This window comes from Streptomyces sp. NPDC032721 (assembly GCF_055579625.1).
The window spans coordinates 1-16065 of sequence record NZ_JBVIMX010000024.1; the positions used below are offsets into that span (position 1 = coordinate 1).

13 protein-coding genes are annotated in these 16065 nt (G+C 70.9%); 1 reads left to right on the forward strand and 12 read right to left on the reverse strand.

Annotated features, from left to right (window positions below; translation table 11 throughout):
- Positions 1-337 precede the first annotated feature (337 nt).
- The 12 genes from pstB to mshD all read right to left on the reverse strand — a co-directional run bounded on the left by pstB (position 338) and on the right by mshD (position 13847).
- Positions 338-1114 carry a phosphate ABC transporter ATP-binding protein PstB gene (gene pstB, locus ACZ5PB_RS36385; RefSeq protein WP_468697244.1) on the reverse strand — a complete coding sequence of 259 codons (777 nt, stop codon included), beginning with the start codon at positions 1112-1114 and terminating at the stop codon, positions 338-340.
- A gap of 32 nt (positions 1115-1146) precedes the next feature.
- Positions 1147-2223, reverse strand: coding sequence for a phosphate ABC transporter permease PstA (pstA, locus tag ACZ5PB_RS36390; protein WP_468697245.1), 1077 nt, complete (start codon positions 2221-2223; stop codon positions 1147-1149).
- A complete protein-coding gene (pstC, locus tag ACZ5PB_RS36395; RefSeq protein WP_468697246.1) occupies positions 2220-3230 on the reverse strand; it encodes a phosphate ABC transporter permease subunit PstC in 1011 nt (336 codons plus the stop codon). The genes pstA and pstC overlap by 4 nt, the downstream gene beginning before the upstream one ends.
- A 281-nt stretch (positions 3231-3511) precedes the next feature.
- Complete coding sequence (gene pstS, locus ACZ5PB_RS36400) at positions 3512-4642, reverse strand: phosphate ABC transporter substrate-binding protein PstS (RefSeq protein ID WP_468697247.1); 1131 nt, start codon at positions 4640-4642, stop codon at positions 3512-3514.
- Between the two features lie 304 nt (positions 4643-4946).
- On the reverse strand, positions 4947-5375 hold the full coding sequence (locus ACZ5PB_RS36405) for an NUDIX hydrolase (protein ID WP_468697248.1): 429 nt from the start codon (positions 5373-5375) through the stop codon (positions 4947-4949).
- Positions 5372-6343 carry a CHAD domain-containing protein gene (locus ACZ5PB_RS36410; protein WP_468697249.1) on the reverse strand — a complete coding sequence of 324 codons (972 nt, stop codon included), beginning with the start codon at positions 6341-6343 and terminating at the stop codon, positions 5372-5374. The genes ACZ5PB_RS36405 and ACZ5PB_RS36410 overlap by 4 nt, the downstream gene beginning before the upstream one ends.
- Before the next feature lie 67 nt (positions 6344-6410).
- Positions 6411-8852 (reverse strand): RNA degradosome polyphosphate kinase, encoded by a 2442-nt coding sequence (locus tag ACZ5PB_RS36415; RefSeq protein ID WP_468697250.1) that lies wholly within the window; start codon positions 8850-8852, stop codon positions 6411-6413.
- Positions 8853-9461: 609 nt separating this feature from the next.
- Positions 9462-10481, reverse strand: coding sequence for an ABC transporter permease (locus ACZ5PB_RS36420; protein ID WP_468697251.1), 1020 nt, complete (start codon positions 10479-10481; stop codon positions 9462-9464).
- Positions 10478-11443, reverse strand: a complete 966-nt coding sequence (locus ACZ5PB_RS36425; RefSeq protein WP_468697252.1) for an ABC transporter permease — start codon at positions 11441-11443, stop codon at positions 10478-10480. The genes ACZ5PB_RS36420 and ACZ5PB_RS36425 overlap by 4 nt, the downstream gene beginning before the upstream one ends.
- Positions 11440-12369, reverse strand: a complete 930-nt coding sequence (locus ACZ5PB_RS36430; protein WP_468697253.1) for an ABC transporter ATP-binding protein — start codon at positions 12367-12369, stop codon at positions 11440-11442. The genes ACZ5PB_RS36425 and ACZ5PB_RS36430 overlap by 4 nt, the downstream gene beginning before the upstream one ends.
- On the reverse strand, positions 12366-12773 hold the full coding sequence (locus ACZ5PB_RS36435) for a GntR family transcriptional regulator (protein ID WP_468697459.1): 408 nt from the start codon (positions 12771-12773) through the stop codon (positions 12366-12368). The genes ACZ5PB_RS36430 and ACZ5PB_RS36435 overlap by 4 nt, the downstream gene beginning before the upstream one ends.
- A 93-nt stretch (positions 12774-12866) precedes the next feature.
- Positions 12867-13847 carry a mycothiol synthase gene (mshD, locus tag ACZ5PB_RS36440; RefSeq protein WP_468697254.1) on the reverse strand — a complete coding sequence of 327 codons (981 nt, stop codon included), beginning with the start codon at positions 13845-13847 and terminating at the stop codon, positions 12867-12869.
- A gap of 237 nt (positions 13848-14084) precedes the next feature.
- On the opposite strand from mshD, the gene ACZ5PB_RS36445 reads away from it, so the two are divergent.
- Positions 14085-15932 carry a bifunctional metallophosphatase/5'-nucleotidase gene (locus ACZ5PB_RS36445; protein WP_468697255.1) on the forward strand — a complete coding sequence of 616 codons (1848 nt, stop codon included), beginning with the start codon at positions 14085-14087 and terminating at the stop codon, positions 15930-15932.
- Positions 15933-16065: the final 133 nt, after the last annotated feature.

Genomic DNA, 16065 nt, shown 5'->3' on the forward strand with positions numbered 1-16065 from the left:
CAGGGGTTGTTAGCAGCGGGTCGAGTGTGGTTGCTCGCGCAGTTCCCCGCGCCCCTGAGTACTCAGGGGCGCGGGGAACTGCGCGGCCAGCCACATCGCACCTGCACATGACCACGGCGGGTGGCCGGGCTCGCCACCTGCCCACCCGCCCACTGGCCCACGCGGGCCGGGGTCTGGGGCAGCGCCCCAGTTCGGGAAGGGGCGGGGTGGGGAAGGGCTCCGCGCAGCGGGTAGTACTTCGACCCGCCGGGACCTTTTGGGTTCCGGCGGGTCGAAGGGTCTCGCGGTGGCACCGCCATGCAGCACCGCGAGGGTTCAGGGGTTCCGCCCAAGCGGCTCAGCCGAAGCGGCCGGAGATGTAGTCCTCCGTGGCCTGGACCGAGGGGTTCGAGAAGATCCGCTCCGTGTCGTCTATCTCGATCAGCTTGCCGGGCTGCCCGACCGCCGACAGGTTGAAGAAGGCCGTGCGGTCCGAGACCCGGGCCGCCTGCTGCATGTTGTGCGTCACGATCACGATCGTGAAGCGCTCCTTGAGCTCCCCGATCAGGTCCTCGATGGCGAGGGTCGAGATCGGGTCGAGGGCGGAGCAGGGCTCGTCCATCAGGAGGACCTGCGGCTCGACCGCGATGGCGCGGGCGATGCAGAGGCGCTGCTGCTGGCCACCGGAGAGGCCGGAGCCCGGCTTGTTGAGGCGGTCCTTGACCTCGTTCCAGAGGTTGGCGCCCTTGAGGGACTTCTCGACGATGCCCGCAAGCTCGGACTTCTTGTACGAGCCGTTGAGGCGCAGGCCCGCCGCCACGTTGTCGAAGATCGACATGGTGGGGAAGGGGTTGGGGCGCTGGAAGACCATGCCGACGGTGCGGCGTACCGACACCGGGTCGACGTTGGACGCGTACAGGTTCTCGTCGTCCAGCATGACCTTGCCCTCGACGCGGCCGCCGGGAGTGACCTCGTGCATGCGGTTGAGGGTGCGCAGGAAGGTGGACTTGCCGCAGCCGGAGGGGCCGATGAAGGCCGTCACCGAGCGGGGCTCGACGGTCATCGAGATGTCGTCGATGGCCTTGTGGTCGCCGTAGAAGGCGGAGAGTCCGGAGACGTCGATTCGCTTTGCCATGATTCGGTCACTTCGCTTTCAGGGGTGTCGCGTCAGCGACCGGTCTTGGGGGCCTTCCAGCGGGCGATGCCGCGGGCCACCAGGTTGAGGATCATGACGAAGGCGATCAGGACCAGGGCTGCTGCCCAGGCGCGGTCGTAGCTCGCCTCGCTGCCCACCCGGTACTGCTCCCAGATGTAGAAGGGGAGCGAGGACTGGGCGCCGTCGAAGGGGTTCGAGTTGATCAGCTGGGTGCCGAAGACCAGCAGCATGATCGGGGCGGTCTCACCGGCGATGCGGGCGATGGCCAGCATGACGCCGGTGGTGATGCCGCCGATCGCGGTCGGCAGGACCACCTTCAGGATCGTGCGCCACTTCGGTACGCCGAGGGCGAGGGAGGCCTCGCGCAGCTCGTTGGGCACCAGCTTCAGCATTTCCTCGGTGGAGCGGACCACCACCGGGACCATCAGGATCGCCAGCGCGAGCGCGCCCAGGAAGCCGGACGGGCCGAGACCGAACATCAGCATGATCGCGAGGAGGAAGAGGCCCGCGACGATCGAGGGGATGCCGGTCATGACGTCCACGAAGAACGTCACCGCCTTGGCGAGCGCGCCCTTGCCGTACTCCACCAGGTAGACGGCGGTCAGCAGGCCGACCGGTGCGGCGACCAGGGTGGCCAGACCGACCTGCTCCATGGTGCCGATCAGGGCGTGGTAGACGCCGCCGCCCGCCTCGAAGCCGGGCACGCCCGCCATCGAGTGGGTGAGGAAGTAGCCGTCCAGGACCTTGATGCCCCGGCTGATCGTCGTCCAGAGGAGCGAGGCGAGCGGGACGACCGCCAGGATGAAGCACACCCAGACGACGCTGGTGGCGACCCGGTCCTTCGCCTGCCGCTTGCCCTCGACGACGGTGCTGGCGGTGTACGTCAGTACGACGAAGAGGAAGGCGGCTATCAGGCCCCACTGCACCTTGCTCTGCCAGCCGGCCACGGTGGCCAGACCGACCGCGAGGGCGACCGAGACGACGGCGAAGCCGATCGGGGACCAGCGGGGGAGGCTCTTGCCCGAGAGGGAGGGGGTGCGGGGGACCGGGGTGGGGATGGTGTCCTTGGTCATCGTTGCCTGGCTCATGCGTTGGCCCCCGAGTACTCCTTGCGGCGGGCGATGATCAGCCGGGCCGCGCCGTTGACGAGGAGGGTGAGGACGAAGAGGACGAGACCGGAGGCGATGAGCGCGTCACGGCCGTACTCGTTGGCCTCGTCGAACTTCGCCGCGATGTTCTGCGCGAAGGTGCCGCCGCCCGCGTCCAGGAGGTGGAACGAGAGGAGGAAGCTGGGGGAGAGGACCGTGGCGACCGCCATCGTCTCGCCGAGTGCGCGGCCCAGGCCCAGCATCGAGGCGCTGATCACGCCGGAGCGGCCGAAGGGGAGGACCGACATCCGGATCACTTCCCAGCGGGTGGCGCCCAGGGCGAGGGCGGCCTCCTCGTTCATCTTCGGGACCTGGAGGAAGACCTCGCGGCTCACGCTGGTCACGATCGGCAGGATCATGATCGCGAGCAGGATGCCGACGGTGAAGAGGTTGCGGGCCGCGCCGACCTCGGTCTTCTCGAAGATGACCGTCCAGCCGAAGTAGCCGTCCAGCCAGGCGTTCAGCCCGCCGAGGTACGGGACCAGGACGAGGGCGCCCCAGAGGCCGTAGATGATCGACGGTACGGCGGCCAGCAGGTCGACCACGTAGGCGAGCGGGGCGGCCAGCTTGCGCGGCGCGTAGTGCGAGATGAAGAGCGCGATGCCGACAGCGATCGGGACCGCGATGACCATCGCGATGATCGAGCTGACGACGGTGCCGTAGAGGAGTACGGCGATGCCGAAGACCGGCTTCGCGGCGGCCGGGTCCCAGTCGAAGGTGGTGAGGAAGTTCCCCTCGTTCTCGGAGAGGGCGAAGGTGGCGCGGACGGTGAGGAACACCGCGATCGACGCCATCACCACGAGGAGCAGGATCCCGGAGCCGCGGGAGAGGTTGAGGAAGATCTTGTCGCCGGGGCGGGTGGTGCTCTTCGCCTTGCCGGCGGGGGAGGAGGGGGGTGGGGGTGGAGGCGAGGGGGCGGTTTCCGGGGGTGCTGCGGTGGGTGGCATGGCGGGTCTTTCCGGTCTGGGGAGGGAGGGTCCCTTTGTGGGGGAGGCTCCCGGGCGGCGGTGCACCGGATGGATGGGGCGGTGGGGCGGTGGGACGGTGAGGCTGGGTGGTGCTGGTGGGTCGGTGGTTCTTGGCGGGGGCGAAGGTGGGGCCGGGGTGAGGGGTGCGACTCCGTCGGGGGCCGCCCCCTTGCCCGCCCGTTCCGCCCCCGGGGGGCGGCCCCGCCGCCCAAGGGAGCGGCGGTATGCCCCGCCGCCCAAGGGGGCGGGGCGACCGGGGGTTACTTCAGGCCGGCGATGGTTTCGCGGACCTTCTGGTTGATCTCGGTGGGGATGGGGGCGTAGCCGGCGTCGGAGAGGATCTTCTGGCCCTCTTCCGAGGCGGTGTAGCCGAGGAAGGACTTGACCGTCGGCAGGGTCTCCGCCTTGTTGCCGGCGTCGCAGACGATCTCGTACGTGACCAGGACCAGCGGGTAGGCGCCCTCGGCCTTGGTCGTGTAGTCCAGGCTGAGCGCCAGGTCCTTGCCGGTGCCCTTGATCTTGGCGGCGGCGATGGCCTTGGAGGCGTTCTCCGAGTTGGCGGCGACCGGGGCGGCGGCGCCCGTGTCGACCTTCACCGTCGGGATGGACTGCGAGGTGGCGTAGCTGAGCTCGAAGTAGCCGATCGAGCCCTCGACCTGCTTGACCTGGGCCGCGACACCGGCGGAGCCGTTGGCGCCCTGGCCGCCCTTGGCGGGCCACTTCTTCTCGGCCTCGTACTTCCAGTCGGCCGGGGCGGCCTTGCCCAGGTACTTGCCGAGGTTCTGGGTGGTGCCCGAGTCGCCGGAGCGGTGGACCGACTGGATCGGCTTGTCCGGCAGCTTGGCGCCCGGGTTCAGCTTGACCAGGGCCGGGTCGTTCCACTTCTTGATCTCGTCGTTGAAGATCTTGGCGATGGCGGAGGCGTCGAGGACCAGGTTGTCGACGTTCGGCAGGTTGTAGCCGATCGCGATCGGGCCGCCGACCATCGGGAGGTTGATGCCCTGGCCGGACTTGCAGGCGGTCTTCGAGGCGGTGACCTCGTCGGGCTTCAGCGCCGAGTCGGAACCGGCGAAGCCGACCACGCCGCTGGTGAAGTTCGAGATGCCCTCGCCGGAGGAGGAGGACTTGTAGTTGATCTCCACGCCCTCGCAGGCGGCCATGTAGTTCTTGACCCAGAGGTCCATGGCGTTCTTCTGCGCGGAGGAGCCGGCGGCGAGGAGCTTGCCCTTCGCACCCTCGCACTTGACGTTCTTGGCGGCGGCGGAGCTGTTGGTGCCGCCGGTGCCGCCGGTGTTGTTGTCCGAGCCGCACGCCGTGAGGAGCAGGGCGCCGGAGACGGCGAGGGCGCCGACTGCGGTGGCGCGGAGCCGGTTCTTGCGCTGGAGCTTCATCACTGTCTGGGTCCTTTGCCGTCCGGGGGCCGCCGGTCCCTTGGGCGGGCGGCGTGCGTGGGATGTCGTACCGAGGGTGAGGCTTCCGGCAGCTCGCCGGGCACCTCGTAGGTACGAAATTAGGCAGAACAGGTGAAGCGGCCTACGGGGGAGAGTGAACGTGAGGTGAACCGTGGCGGGCGGCGGGGTGCCGCATGGCGAGGGGACTCGCGGGAGGGGGCGAGGTGGCTCGTGGCGGGGTGCTGTGTCCCCGCGCCTCGTGCTGCCGTCGCTGCGGCTTCCCCGGTCGCGCGTGTAGTCGTCCCTACGGCTCCCCCGTCGTCCGGAGCGTCCGCAGCAGTGCGTCGATCAGGGCCTTGTCGCGTGGCTGGGTCAGGCGGTTGCGGGCGGGGGTGGGGGAGAGCCACAGGATGCGGGAGACCTCGTCGTTCGGTGCGAACGTGCCGCCCGTGGCCTCCGCCGACCAGTAGCGGACCTCCTTGGGGCCCGCTTCCACCCGGTAGCGGACGGTGGGCAGCTCGGGGCCCGGCGTGCACGTCATCCCCGTCTCCTCCAGGACTTCGCGCAGCGCCCCGTCCCGTGCGCTCTCGCCGCGCTTCAGCTTGCCCTTGGGGTGCGACCAGTCGCCGTAGCGCGGTCGGTGCACGAGGCAGATCTCGATGCCGCCGTCGAACGGCGACCGCCGCCACAGCACGCAGCCCGCCGCCAGCACCGTACGTGCGCCGGTACTCATCCCGACACCGCCTCCCTCATCGTCTCCGCCGTCACCCGCCACTGCCGCTGGAAGGCGAACCGGGCCGCCTCCACCTCGTGGCGCTGCTCGGAGTGGAGCACTCCGAGCGCGTACGCCGTGGCCGGTGCGATCCGGGCCGTGCGGGCCGCCGCGGCCGCCGCCGACGCCGCCTCCGCCGCGTCGCGGTGCCGGTCCAGGGTGCGGCTCGCCTCCGCGAGGGCGGTGGTGTCGCCGCCGGTGACCTCCTGGGCGTACCGGTGCAGGCGCAGCAGCAGGCGGACCTGGTGCCAGGGGGAGTCCTGGCCCTCGTGGACGGCCTCCGCGTTGTACGGGCGTGCCGCGCGGCCCAGCGGAAGCGCTCCCACCGCTTCGTTCAGCCGGTGTGCGGCGTGCGCGGCGTACGGGGCCGGGTCGCCGGGCGTCACCGGGGCCTCGGAGGCGAGCACCGCCACCGCGTCGGCCACCGCGTGGAACCGGGACGAGCCGAGCGCCTGGAGCGCCGCGGAGTGCGCCCGGGTACGGGCCAGGGTGAGCTGCCGTTCCAGGAGCGCGCCGGCGCGGGCGATGCCGAGGGCGGTCTCCCGCGAGGGCTCTGAGGCAGCGGCGCCCGCCCCGCCCGCCGGGCCGTTCCGGGAGGCCGGTACGGGTACTGCCGGCACCGCCGCCGGTGACCCCAGCCGTTGCAGCGCCGCCAGCAGCCGCGCCAGCTGCGACGCGTGCGCGTGCTCCCGGGCCAGCGTCCCCGAGAGCCAGGCCAGTTCGGCCCGCAGCGGGTCCGCCCATGCCCGGTCGGCCAGTGGCCTGAAGGTGTGCAGCGCCCCGCCGATCCGCCGCGCCGACCGCCTCATGTCCAGCGCCGAACGCGCCGACAGCTCCGGGTCGGTGGCCTCGGAACCCTCCCGGTGCCGCCGCAGCGCACGCAGGAACTCGGCGGCCTGCTCGTGCAGATAAGGGGCGAGGGGGCTCATCGGGGGAGCCCCTGGCGCGATGCCCTGCCCGGTAATCGTGGCATCGGGTGTTCCCGTCGTGGCTGAGTCATGGTGTGGCACGTCGGCGCCTCCGGGCGTCGATCAGCATTTCCTGTACGTGGCGCAAGGGGTGTCCGTCCGCATCCGTCGAGTGGCGGGTCCAGTTGCCGTCCGGGCCGAGGTGCCAGGAGGAGGTGGTGTCCGACATGCCGGTCTCCAGGAGCCGGCTGAGGGCCGCCCGGTGGGCCGGGTCGGTGACCCGTACCAACGCCTCTATCCGGCGGTCCAGGTTGCGGTGCATCATGTCCGCGCTGCCGAACCAGACTTCGGGCTCGCCGCCGTTGCCGAAGGCGAAGACCCGGGAGTGTTCGAGGAAGCGGCCCAGGACGGAGCGGACCCGGATGTTCTCCGAGAGTCCCGCCACGCCCGGACGGACCGCACAGATTCCGCGTACCCACACATCGACCGGTACTCCCGCCTGGGACGCCCGGTAGAGCGCGTCGATGACCGCCTCGTCGACCATCGAGTTGACCTTGATGCGTACGTAGGCGGGGCGGCCCGCCAGGTGGTGGGTGGCTTCCTTGTTGATGCGTGAGATGAGGCCGTCACGCAGGGACTTGGGGGCGACGAGCAGCCGTCGGTAGGTCTCGCGGCGGGAGTAGCCGGAGAGCCGGTTGAAGAGGTCGGAGAGGTCGGCGCCGACCTGCGGGTCGGTGGTCAGCAGGCCGAGGTCCTCGTACAGCCGGGCCGTCTTGGGGTGGTAGTTGCCGGTGCCCACGTGGCTGTAGCGGCGGAGCGTCTCGCCCTCCTGGCGTACGACCAGGGACAGCTTGCAGTGGGTCTTGAGGCCGACCAGTCCGTAGACGACGTGGCAGCCCGCCTCCTCCAGCTTCCGCGCCCACTTGATGTTGGCCTGCTCGTCGAAACGGGCCTTGATCTCGACGAGTACGAGGACCTGTTTGCCGGACTCGGCGGCGTCGATGAGCGCATCCACTATCGGCGAGTCGCCCGAGGTCCGGTACAGCGTCTGCTTGATGGCCAGTACGTCCGGGTCGGCCGCGGCCTGCTCCAGGAAGAGCTGGACGGAGGTCGAGAAGGAGTCGTACGGGTGGTGCAGGAGGACGTCGCGCTCGCGCAGCGCGGCGAAGATGTCGGGCGCGGACGCCGACTCGACCTCGGCGAGGTCGCGGTGCGTGCCCGCGATGAAGCGCGGGTACTTGAGCTCGGGGCGGTCGAGGCCCGCGATGCCGAAGAGACCGGTGAGGTCGAGCGGTCCTGGGAGCGGGTAGACCTCGGCGTCCGAGACCTTCAGCTCCCGTACGAGCAGGTCCAGTACGTACGGGTCGATGGACTCCTCGACCTCCAGGCGCACCGGCGGCCCGAAGCGGCGCCGCATGAGCTCCTTCTCCAGGGCCTTGAGGAGGTTCTCGGCGTCGTCCTCCTCGACTTCGAGGTCCTCGTTGCGGGTCACCCGGAACATGTGGTGCGCGAGGACCTCCATCCCCGGGAAGAGCTCCTCCAGGTGCGCGGCGATGACGTCTTCGAGCGGTACGTAGCGCTCGGGCGACGCCTCCAGGAAGCGGGACAGCAGCGGCGGGACCTTCACGCGCGCGAAGTGGCGGTGGCCGGAGACCGGGTTGCGCACGACGACGGCGAGGTTGAGGGAGAGCCCGGAGATGTACGGGAAGGGGTGCGCCGGGTCGACGGCGAGGGGGGTCAGCACGGGGAAGATCTGCTGCCGGAAGAGCGTGAAGAGGCGGGCCTGCTCCTTCTCGGTCAGGTCCGGCCAGCGGATGAGGTGGATGCCCTCGTCGGACAGGGCGGGCGAGATGTCCTGCTGGAAGCAGGCGGCGTGCCGGGCCATGAGCTCGCGGGACCGGGTCCAGATCTGCTCCAGCACCTCGCGGGGCTGGAGCCCGGACGCGGAACGGGTGGCGACACCGGTCGCGATGCGGCGCTTCAGCCCGGCCACCCTGACCATGAAGAACTCGTCCAGGTTGCTGGCGAAAATCGCCAGGAAATTAGCCCGTTCGAGGAGGGGGGTGGCGGGGTCCTCGGCCAGTTCGAGTACCCGCTCGTTGAACGCGAGCCAGCTGCGCTCGCGGTCCAGGAAGCGGCCCTGGGGGAGCGGGTCGCTGGTGCCGTCGCCGTACTCGGCCTCTTCGTACATGTCGATGTCCGCGTCGAGGTCGGGATCCAGCCCGAGGGACGCTCCGGCCCCGTTGCCCCTGGTGGACGAGGCACGGGTGTGCGGGCGGAGGGCGGCTATGGCGCCGACGGAGGGCTGGGGGCGGGAGTGGGGGCGGGCCTCTTCGCGCCCGCGCCCGCCACCGTCGGACTGGTCCCGGGCCGCGTCCCCGGCCCCGCCCCGGGCCGCTGCCTTGTCCTTCTGACGGCCCTGGGCTTGTGCTTGTGCCCCGGCATCGGCCCGGTCAGGGGCCTGTGGTGCCGGCTGAGCGTGCTGGACGGGGACCTCGGCGTTGACACGGTGCTTCGGCTGCTGGCTCATGCCCCCATTGTTCCGCGCGGGGCCCTCGGCGGGCGCGCCGAAATAGAGGGCTGCTGGCGGAGAGTGCACGGGGGGTCGCATCCCGCGAGCTTCGCAAGGGTGTCTGAATGCGGGGTTACGGGGACGTGTCATGCGGGAGCCGGGGCGGGGGCGGGCGGGGTACTCCCACGCCCCCGCACGCGCGGGGTGGGGGCGGGCCGGGGTCGCCTGCGGCGCATGCCCCTCCCCGCCCCTTCCCGAAACCGCTCGCCGCGGGGCGGGGAGGGGAGGGAGCGAGCCCGCCGGGCGTCGGAGGTTCTCTGCGGATCCGCTGGGGCCGGCCGCGCAGTTCCCCGCGCCCCCGGGTTCTCTGCGGGTTTGTTGGGGCTGGTCGCGCAGTTCCCCGCGCCCCCTGGGCGTGGGCCCGCGCCCAGGGGGCTGGGGTTGCCTGCGGCGCACGCCCCTCCCCGCCCCTTCCCGAAACCGCTCGCCGCGGGGCGGGGAGGCGAGGCGGCGAGCCCTCCGGGCGTAGGGGTTCTCTGCGGGTTCGATGCGGCCGGTCGCGCAGTTCCCCGCGCCCCCGGGTTCTCTGCGGGTTTGTTGGGGCTGGCCGCGCAGTTCCCCGCGCCCCTAGGTGTGCAGTCTGCGCAGTACTCGGAAGGCTGCGAAGACCGCCGCTGCCGACAGGGTCAGCAGGATGCCCGATTCGACCAGTTGGAGCGGCCAGAAGTCCGCCAGTGAGTGGTAGTCGGAGAACTGGGTCACCCCGCCCTGGTCCGCGATGCACTTGCGGAGGACGGATTCGTGGACCTCCACCTCCCACTCCGGGCCCTGGGTGGCTTCATTGGCCGCCGCGTAGCAGGAGTTCAGGTCGATCCGTGCTCCGTCGGCCCGTTGCCAGCCGGCTCCGTGGCCCCACAGTTGGTCGCCGGCGCGCGATATCGCGGAGTCCGGGCCGACCGTCGTCCGTATGGGCCAGAACTCCTGCCGCCACTGCTGGAGCGCCAGCATCGCCGCCGCGACGACGGCCGCCGTCCCGGTCATCGCGAGCACCGTGCGCCGCACCAGCAGTCCGAGGAGAGTGCCCACCGCGACCCCGAGCAGGGAGTACGCGACGGTCACCGGGCCGGACGCCCGGAACACGCTCAGGTCGTGCCAGGCGAACATGCCGTACTCCGGCCCGACGAACGGCTCCCGCAGCAGCCGGTACGCCACGGCCAGCAGCGGTGTCGCCACCACCACCCCGACCAGCGGCAGCGCCAGCTTCGCCGCCAGCCACCGCGCCGGGGTCACGGACTGCGTCCAGGCGACCTTGTACGTCCCCGACTCCAGCTCCCGCGCGATCATCGGCCCCGCCACGAACGCGCCGACCGCCACCGGAAGGAAGGTGAGGGCCGTGCCGCCGTAGTCGACGAGCAGCTTCAGCGCGGCCGGCCCCCGGAAGACCGGCTCCAGCGTTCCCCCGCTCGCCTCCCACCACCACCGCAGCCCCACCGCCCCCAGTACGGTCAGCACCACCACCGCGCCGGAGACGGCCGCCGAGCGTCGGTGCTGCGCCAGTACCACCTTCCCCGGGCCGCGCCACGGCCGCTCCGAACCACCCTGCGGTGCCACCCGGGTCCGCTCGGCCGTCTTCGTGTCCGTACTCACGCTCCCACCCCGTACCTTCGTCGCAATATCCGGAAGGACACCGCCACCGCGATCGCCGCGATTGCCAACAGCAGGCCGCTCTCGACCAGTTGGAGCGGCAGGAAGTGCGATTCGGGGTGTACGTCAGCGAAGTGCTGGACCCCGCCCAGCCCCTTCATGCACCCCTCGGGAGTGCTGCCGACCCCGGTCGGGCCGAAGCAGGTGCTCCACAGGACCCGGTCGCCGTCGGCCGTCAGCATGCCGTCCTCGACGATCTTGGTCCCGGCGGGGACGTTCCCGGCGAGCTGCTCCTTGGTGAGGAGCGTCTCGACCGGCCACAGCACGTCCCGCAGCACCTCGATGAAGACGAACTGGGTGGCGATCACCGCGATCCCGGTGGCGAACATCGCCGGTACCGTCCTGCGCATCAGCAGCCCCACCAGTACGCCCAACCCGATACCGAGCGCGCACAGCGCCACGGAGACCGGACCGAGCAGTTCGTACGCCGGCCCGTACCAGGGGACATTGAACTGGGACTCCTCCTTGAGGCTTCCCCAGGCCAGCCGGAACAGCACTACCAGTACGGTCGCCCCGCTCAGGATCACGCCCGTCGCCACCGTCAGTTTGGCGGCCAGCCAGCGAGCCGGGGAGACCGACTGGGTCCAGAGCCAGGTGTACGTCCCCGACTCCAGCTCCCGTGCGACCAGCGGCCCCGCGACGAACGCCCCCGCCAGCGCGGGAAGCAGCCCGAGCGGGGTGAGGGCGCGCTGGAGGACGGCGATCATGCCGCTGTCGGCGTTCTGTGCGAGCTCGGCCTTGGGGTCGGCGTTCACGGCGATGAGGAAGGCCGCGACACCGAGTGCGAAGAGCACCACGAGGATGCCGAACACCCTTGCCGTCGTGCGGTGCTGACGCATCGCCACCCACTGCGGGCCGCGCAGCGCGGGCAGTGCGGAGTGCTTGGGGGACAGGAGCGTACTCATGCGGCGACCCCCGCCCTCTGTCCGGCGTTCGCCAGATCGCGCGGCTCCGCGCTCGGGGTCAGCAGCGAGGGCGCCTCGGGCGAGCGCATGTGTGCGAGGAGCAGTTCCTCCAGGGTCGGTTCGACGGACTCCCAGTCGCCGCCGGGCAGTTCCGCCCCGTCCTTGCGTACCAGTGCGGTCATCTGACGTCCCGTCACCCGCGATTCGACCACCGTCGTGTCCGCGTCGAGCTCCGCGACCGGGCCGGTCAGCAGCGCGTGTGCCGAGAGGAGTTCCTCGGTCTCGCCGCCGAGGCGGACCCGGCCCGCCTCCATCAGGAAGAGGTAGTCGCAGGCGCCCTCCAGCTCGGCCAGGATGTGTGACGAGATGACGACCGTCGTGCCGCTCTCGCCCGCCTCGGCGAGCAGGTTGCCCATCAGCTGGTGGCGGGCGAGCGGGTCGAGGTCGGCCATCGGCTCGTCGAGCAGCAGCAGGTCGGGCTGCTTGCCGAGGGCGAGGGCGAGTGCGACGCGGGTGCGCTGGCCGCCGGAGAGTTCCCGTACCCGGGTCCCGAGGTCGAGGCCGCCGTCCGCGACGATCCGCTCGGCGCGGGCGTCGTCCCACCGGCCGGGGTTCAGCTCGCGGCCCATCCGCAGGGTCTCGGCGATGCTGAACTGCCCGTACAGCGGCTTCTCCTGAGCGAGGAAGGAGATCCGCTCGCGCGCCTCGCCGGGGCCCTTGCCCAGTACCCGTACGGCGCCTTCGGTCGGCCGCAGCAGTCCGGCGAGTTGCGCCAACAGCGTTGACTTTCCTGCCCCGTTGGGGCCGACGAGTGCGCAGATGTGTCCCTGCGGGAGGCGGAAGGTGCAGTCGCGCACCGCCCACTTCCCCAGCCGTCCGTACCTCTTGCCGAGGCCGGCCGCCTCGATCGCGGCGGTCGTCGTCATCCCTGTTCCCCTTCGCCCGCGGTGTCGCCCGCGAAAACTTCGTCCAGTACGGAGGTGAGGAGCGCGGCCACGTCGTCCCGGTCGAGACCGGACGCCTTGGCGCGCTTCCCCCACTCCTTCAGCTCGTCGCGCAGCGGTGAATCGGCGGGCTGCGCGGCCCCCAGGGACCGGGTCACGAAGGTCCCCATCCCGCGCCGGGCCTCCACCAGGCCCTCCCGTTCCAGCTCGCGGTACGCCTTGAGCACGGTGTTCGGGTTGATCGCGGTGGCCTCGACCACCTCGCGCGCGGTGGGCAGCTGGTCCCCCGGCTCCAGCAGCCCGAGCCGCAGGGCGTGCTTGGTCTGCTGCACGATCTGCAGGTAGGTGGCGACGCCACCGCGCTTGTCGATGCGGTACTCGACCATCACGCTCACCCCCCTTTCACTAATCAAGTAGTGAAAGGGTGATGCAAAGAAGGGGCCGGTGTCAACCGGCCCCTTCCGTACGGCGCTGCTACCTCACAGTTCGGTGCGGTACATCAGGTCCGTCTCGTACGTCGTGAACCCGAGCCGCTCGTAGACCGTCACGGCCGCGACGTTGTCCGCGTCGACGTACAGCGAACCGGTCGGCAGCCCCTGTGCCGCGAGGTGGCGCAGACCGGTCGCGGTGAGCGCCTTGCCGAGGCCGCCGCCCTGCGCGTCGGGGCTGATCCCGACCACGTACACCTCACCGAGCTGCTCCTCGCGGTGCACCTTGGTCCAGTGGAAGCCGATCAGCTCGGGCCCCCGCTCCCCGTCCTTCTCGCCGTCCTTCTCCCTGTCCTTCTCGGCCAGGAAGAACCCCTTCGGGTCGAACCAGTCCTCGCCCATCCGGTCGTCCAGGTCGCGCTGGGTCAGCGAGCCCTGCTCGGGGTGGTGCGCGAAGGCCGCCGCGTTGAGCGCCAGCCACGCCGCGTCGTCCTGGCCGGGCACGAAGGTCCGCACCCGGACGCCCGCCGGGTACACGGGCTCGGCGATGTCGAGCTTCTCCAGCGGCCCCAACGGCCGCCGCAGCTGCCGCAGTTCGCGGAACAGGCTCATCCCCAGCACCTGCGCGAGGTGCCGCGCCGCCGGCTTGCCGCCGTGCGCCCAGACCCGCAGCCGCCGCCCGGACACGTTCAGCAGCGCCTCGCCGAGCGCCCGCCCGTACCCCTTGCCGCGCCGCGCCGGATGCACCACCAGCTCGGCCGCCGGGGCCTCGACGGGGTCGGTGTCCTCCAGCTGTCCGTACCCGACGAGCTCGCCCTCGTCGTCGTACACCATCAGATGCGAAACCCCGGTCCGCCGCCCGCCCTTGAGCGCGAGGCGCCCCTGCTCGGAGACGGCCTGCACCCCGTCGACCCGGGCGGCCTCGCGCAGCAGGCCGAGCACCTGGTCGGCCTGTGCGGCGTCGAGCTCGTCGAGCGTCTGGATGGTAGGGCCGGGTTCGCTGCCCGCCTCGGAAGTGTCAGTCGTCGTCATGCGGTCGAGCGTACGGGGCAACGGGGGAGGGGCGCGGGTCCGCCGGGATGTCCGGCGTGCGTAGGTTTCGCCCACCGCAGCAAGGCCCCCGAAGGCTCCGGTACGGCCAACGGAAACCACCTCGTAACCGCTCACCCCCTGTTGCGCTACGCGCGTCGACCATAGGCTGCCGACGCAGCCTCACCTCCGCGCTCAACCTCCGCGCTCAACCACCGCGCTGAACTCACAAGGGGACAGATGTCAGCGAACCCTCGTCCGCCTCGCCACAACCGTGCGGTGCGGCGACTCCTCGTCGCCGCCGCCGGGCTGACCACCGCGGGCGCCCTCGTCGCCGCGATGCCGGCCTCCGCGAACGTCCAGGGCGCCGCGAAGCCCGGACACGGCGGCGGCCACGGCTCCGGCAACGGCCGGACCGTCGACGTGCAGCTCCTCTCCCTCAACGACCTGCACGGCAACCTGGAGCCGCCGGCCGGCAACTCGGGCAAGGTCGGCGCGATCGACGCCGGTGGCGCCGAGCACCTGGCGACGAGCCTGCGCAAGGCCCGCCAGGGCAAGGAGTACTCGGTCACGGCCGCCGCCGGCGACATGATCGGCGGCAGCCCCATGCTCTCCGGGCTGTTCCACGACGAGCCCACCGTCGAAGCCCTGAACAAGATGAAGCTCGACGTCACCTCCGTCGGCAACCACGAGTTCGACGAGGGCTCGGCCGAGCTGCTGCGCATCCAGAACGGCGGCTGCCACCCCACCGAGGGCTGCTACGAGAAGGACGCGAAGGGCAAGCCGAAGAAGTTCAAGGGCGCCGACTTCCCGTACCTCTCCGCGAACGTCACCAAGGAGAAGAACGGCAAGACCCTCCTGAAGCCGTACACCGTCTGGAAGAAGAACGGCGTCAAGATCGGCTTCATCGGCGTCACGCTGGAGAACACCCCCGGCATCGTCACGGCCGCAGGCGTCAAGGGCCTGAAGTTCCACGACGAGATCGAGACGGTCAACAAGTACGCCAAGGAGCTCGACCGGCAGGGCGTGAAGTCCATCGTCGCGCTCATCCACGAGGGCGGCGCGCCCGCTTCCACCTCGTACGACTACAACTGCGACAGCCCCGGCCCGGGCGACGGCGTCTCGGGTCCGATCAAGGACATCGCCAAGGGCATCAGCCCCAAGGTCGACGCGCTGGTCACCGGCCACACCCACCAGAGTTACGTGTGCACCATCCCCGACCCGGCGGGCAACCCCCGGCTGGTGACGTCGGCCGCCTCCTTCGGCAAGGTCTACACGGAGACGACCCTCACCTACGACCGCCGTACCAAGGACATCGTCCGTACCGCGGCCAAGTCGCCGACCTCGCGCAACCACATCGTCACCCGTGACCAGTCCGAGCGCGAGGAGCTGGGCAAGGACATGCGGTCGCTGATCGAGCGCTGGAACGTCCTCGCCGCCCCGATCGCGAACCGCCCCCAGGGATACATCTCCGCCGACATCGAGGGGCGCGGCTCGACGGCGTACGAGAAGCCGCTGGGCAACCTGATCGCCGACGCACAGCTCGCCGGTCTGGCCCCCGCCGACAAGGGCGGCGCGCAGCTCGCCCTGATGAACCCGGGCGGCATCCGCTCCGACCTCGTCTGGGAGCAGTCCGGCTCGGAGGGCAAGGGCGTCGTGACCTACGGCGAGGCCTTCACCGTCCAGCCCTTCACCAACCTCATGAACGTCGTCGACCTCACCGGCGCCGACCTCATCGCCGCCTTCAAGCAGCAGGTCAGCGGCGCCAACGAGGCCTCCCCGAAGATCCTCCAGATCTCCAAGGGCCTCACCTACACGCTCGACCTGACGAAGAAGGGCGCCGACCGCGTCGACGCGGCCACGATCAAGCTGAACGGCGTGGCCATCGACCCGGCCAAGACCTACCGCGTCGCGATGAACGAGTTCCTGACGGGCGGCGGCGACAACTTCCCCGCCCTCGCCCTCGGCAAGAACAAGCTCAACGCGGCCTCCGACCTGGACGTCTTCAACGCCTACCTGGCCGCGAACTCCAGCCCCGACAAGCGGATCGCACCGCCGGCCACGGACCGGATCACGATCGTCAAGTAGTCCTTCGCGCGGACGCGTCCGTCGCAGTACGTCGTGGGGGGGGGGGGGGGGGGGGGGAGGGGGGGGGGGGGGAGGGGGGGGGGGGGGGGGTGGGTTGCCGCTTCCCCAAGAAAGAAAGAGAAGAACAAAGCAC

What these genes read in the sequence shown, in the direction of transcription:
- pstB (WP_468697244.1), bottom strand. Translation starts at nt 1,114, where the DNA reads ATGGCAAAGCGAATCGACGTCTCCGGACTCTCCGCCTTCTACGGCGAC.
- pstA (WP_468697245.1), bottom strand. Translation starts at nt 2,223, where the DNA reads ATGAGCCAGGCAACGATGACCAAGGACACCATCCCCACCCCGGTCCCC.
- pstC (WP_468697246.1), bottom strand. Translation starts at nt 3,230, where the DNA reads ATGCCACCCACCGCAGCACCCCCGGAAACCGCCCCCTCGCCTCCACCC.
- pstS (WP_468697247.1), bottom strand. Translation starts at nt 4,642, where the DNA reads ATGAAGCTCCAGCGCAAGAACCGGCTCCGCGCCACCGCAGTCGGCGCC.
- ACZ5PB_RS36405 (WP_468697248.1), bottom strand. Translation starts at nt 5,375, where the DNA reads ATGAGTACCGGCGCACGTACGGTGCTGGCGGCGGGCTGCGTGCTGTGG.
- ACZ5PB_RS36410 (WP_468697249.1), bottom strand. Translation starts at nt 6,343, where the DNA reads ATGAGCCCCCTCGCCCCTTATCTGCACGAGCAGGCCGCCGAGTTCCTG.
- ACZ5PB_RS36415 (WP_468697250.1), bottom strand. Translation starts at nt 8,852, where the DNA reads ATGAGCCAGCAGCCGAAGCACCGTGTCAACGCCGAGGTCCCCGTCCAG.
- ACZ5PB_RS36425 (WP_468697252.1), bottom strand. Translation starts at nt 11,443, where the DNA reads ATGAGTACGCTCCTGTCCCCCAAGCACTCCGCACTGCCCGCGCTGCGC.
- ACZ5PB_RS36430 (WP_468697253.1), bottom strand. Translation starts at nt 12,369, where the DNA reads ATGACGACGACCGCCGCGATCGAGGCGGCCGGCCTCGGCAAGAGGTAC.
- ACZ5PB_RS36435 (WP_468697459.1), bottom strand. Translation starts at nt 12,773, where the DNA reads ATGGTCGAGTACCGCATCGACAAGCGCGGTGGCGTCGCCACCTACCTG.
- mshD (WP_468697254.1), bottom strand. Translation starts at nt 13,847, where the DNA reads ATGACGACGACTGACACTTCCGAGGCGGGCAGCGAACCCGGCCCTACC.
- ACZ5PB_RS36445 (WP_468697255.1), top strand. Translation starts at nt 14,085, where the DNA reads ATGTCAGCGAACCCTCGTCCGCCTCGCCACAACCGTGCGGTGCGGCGA.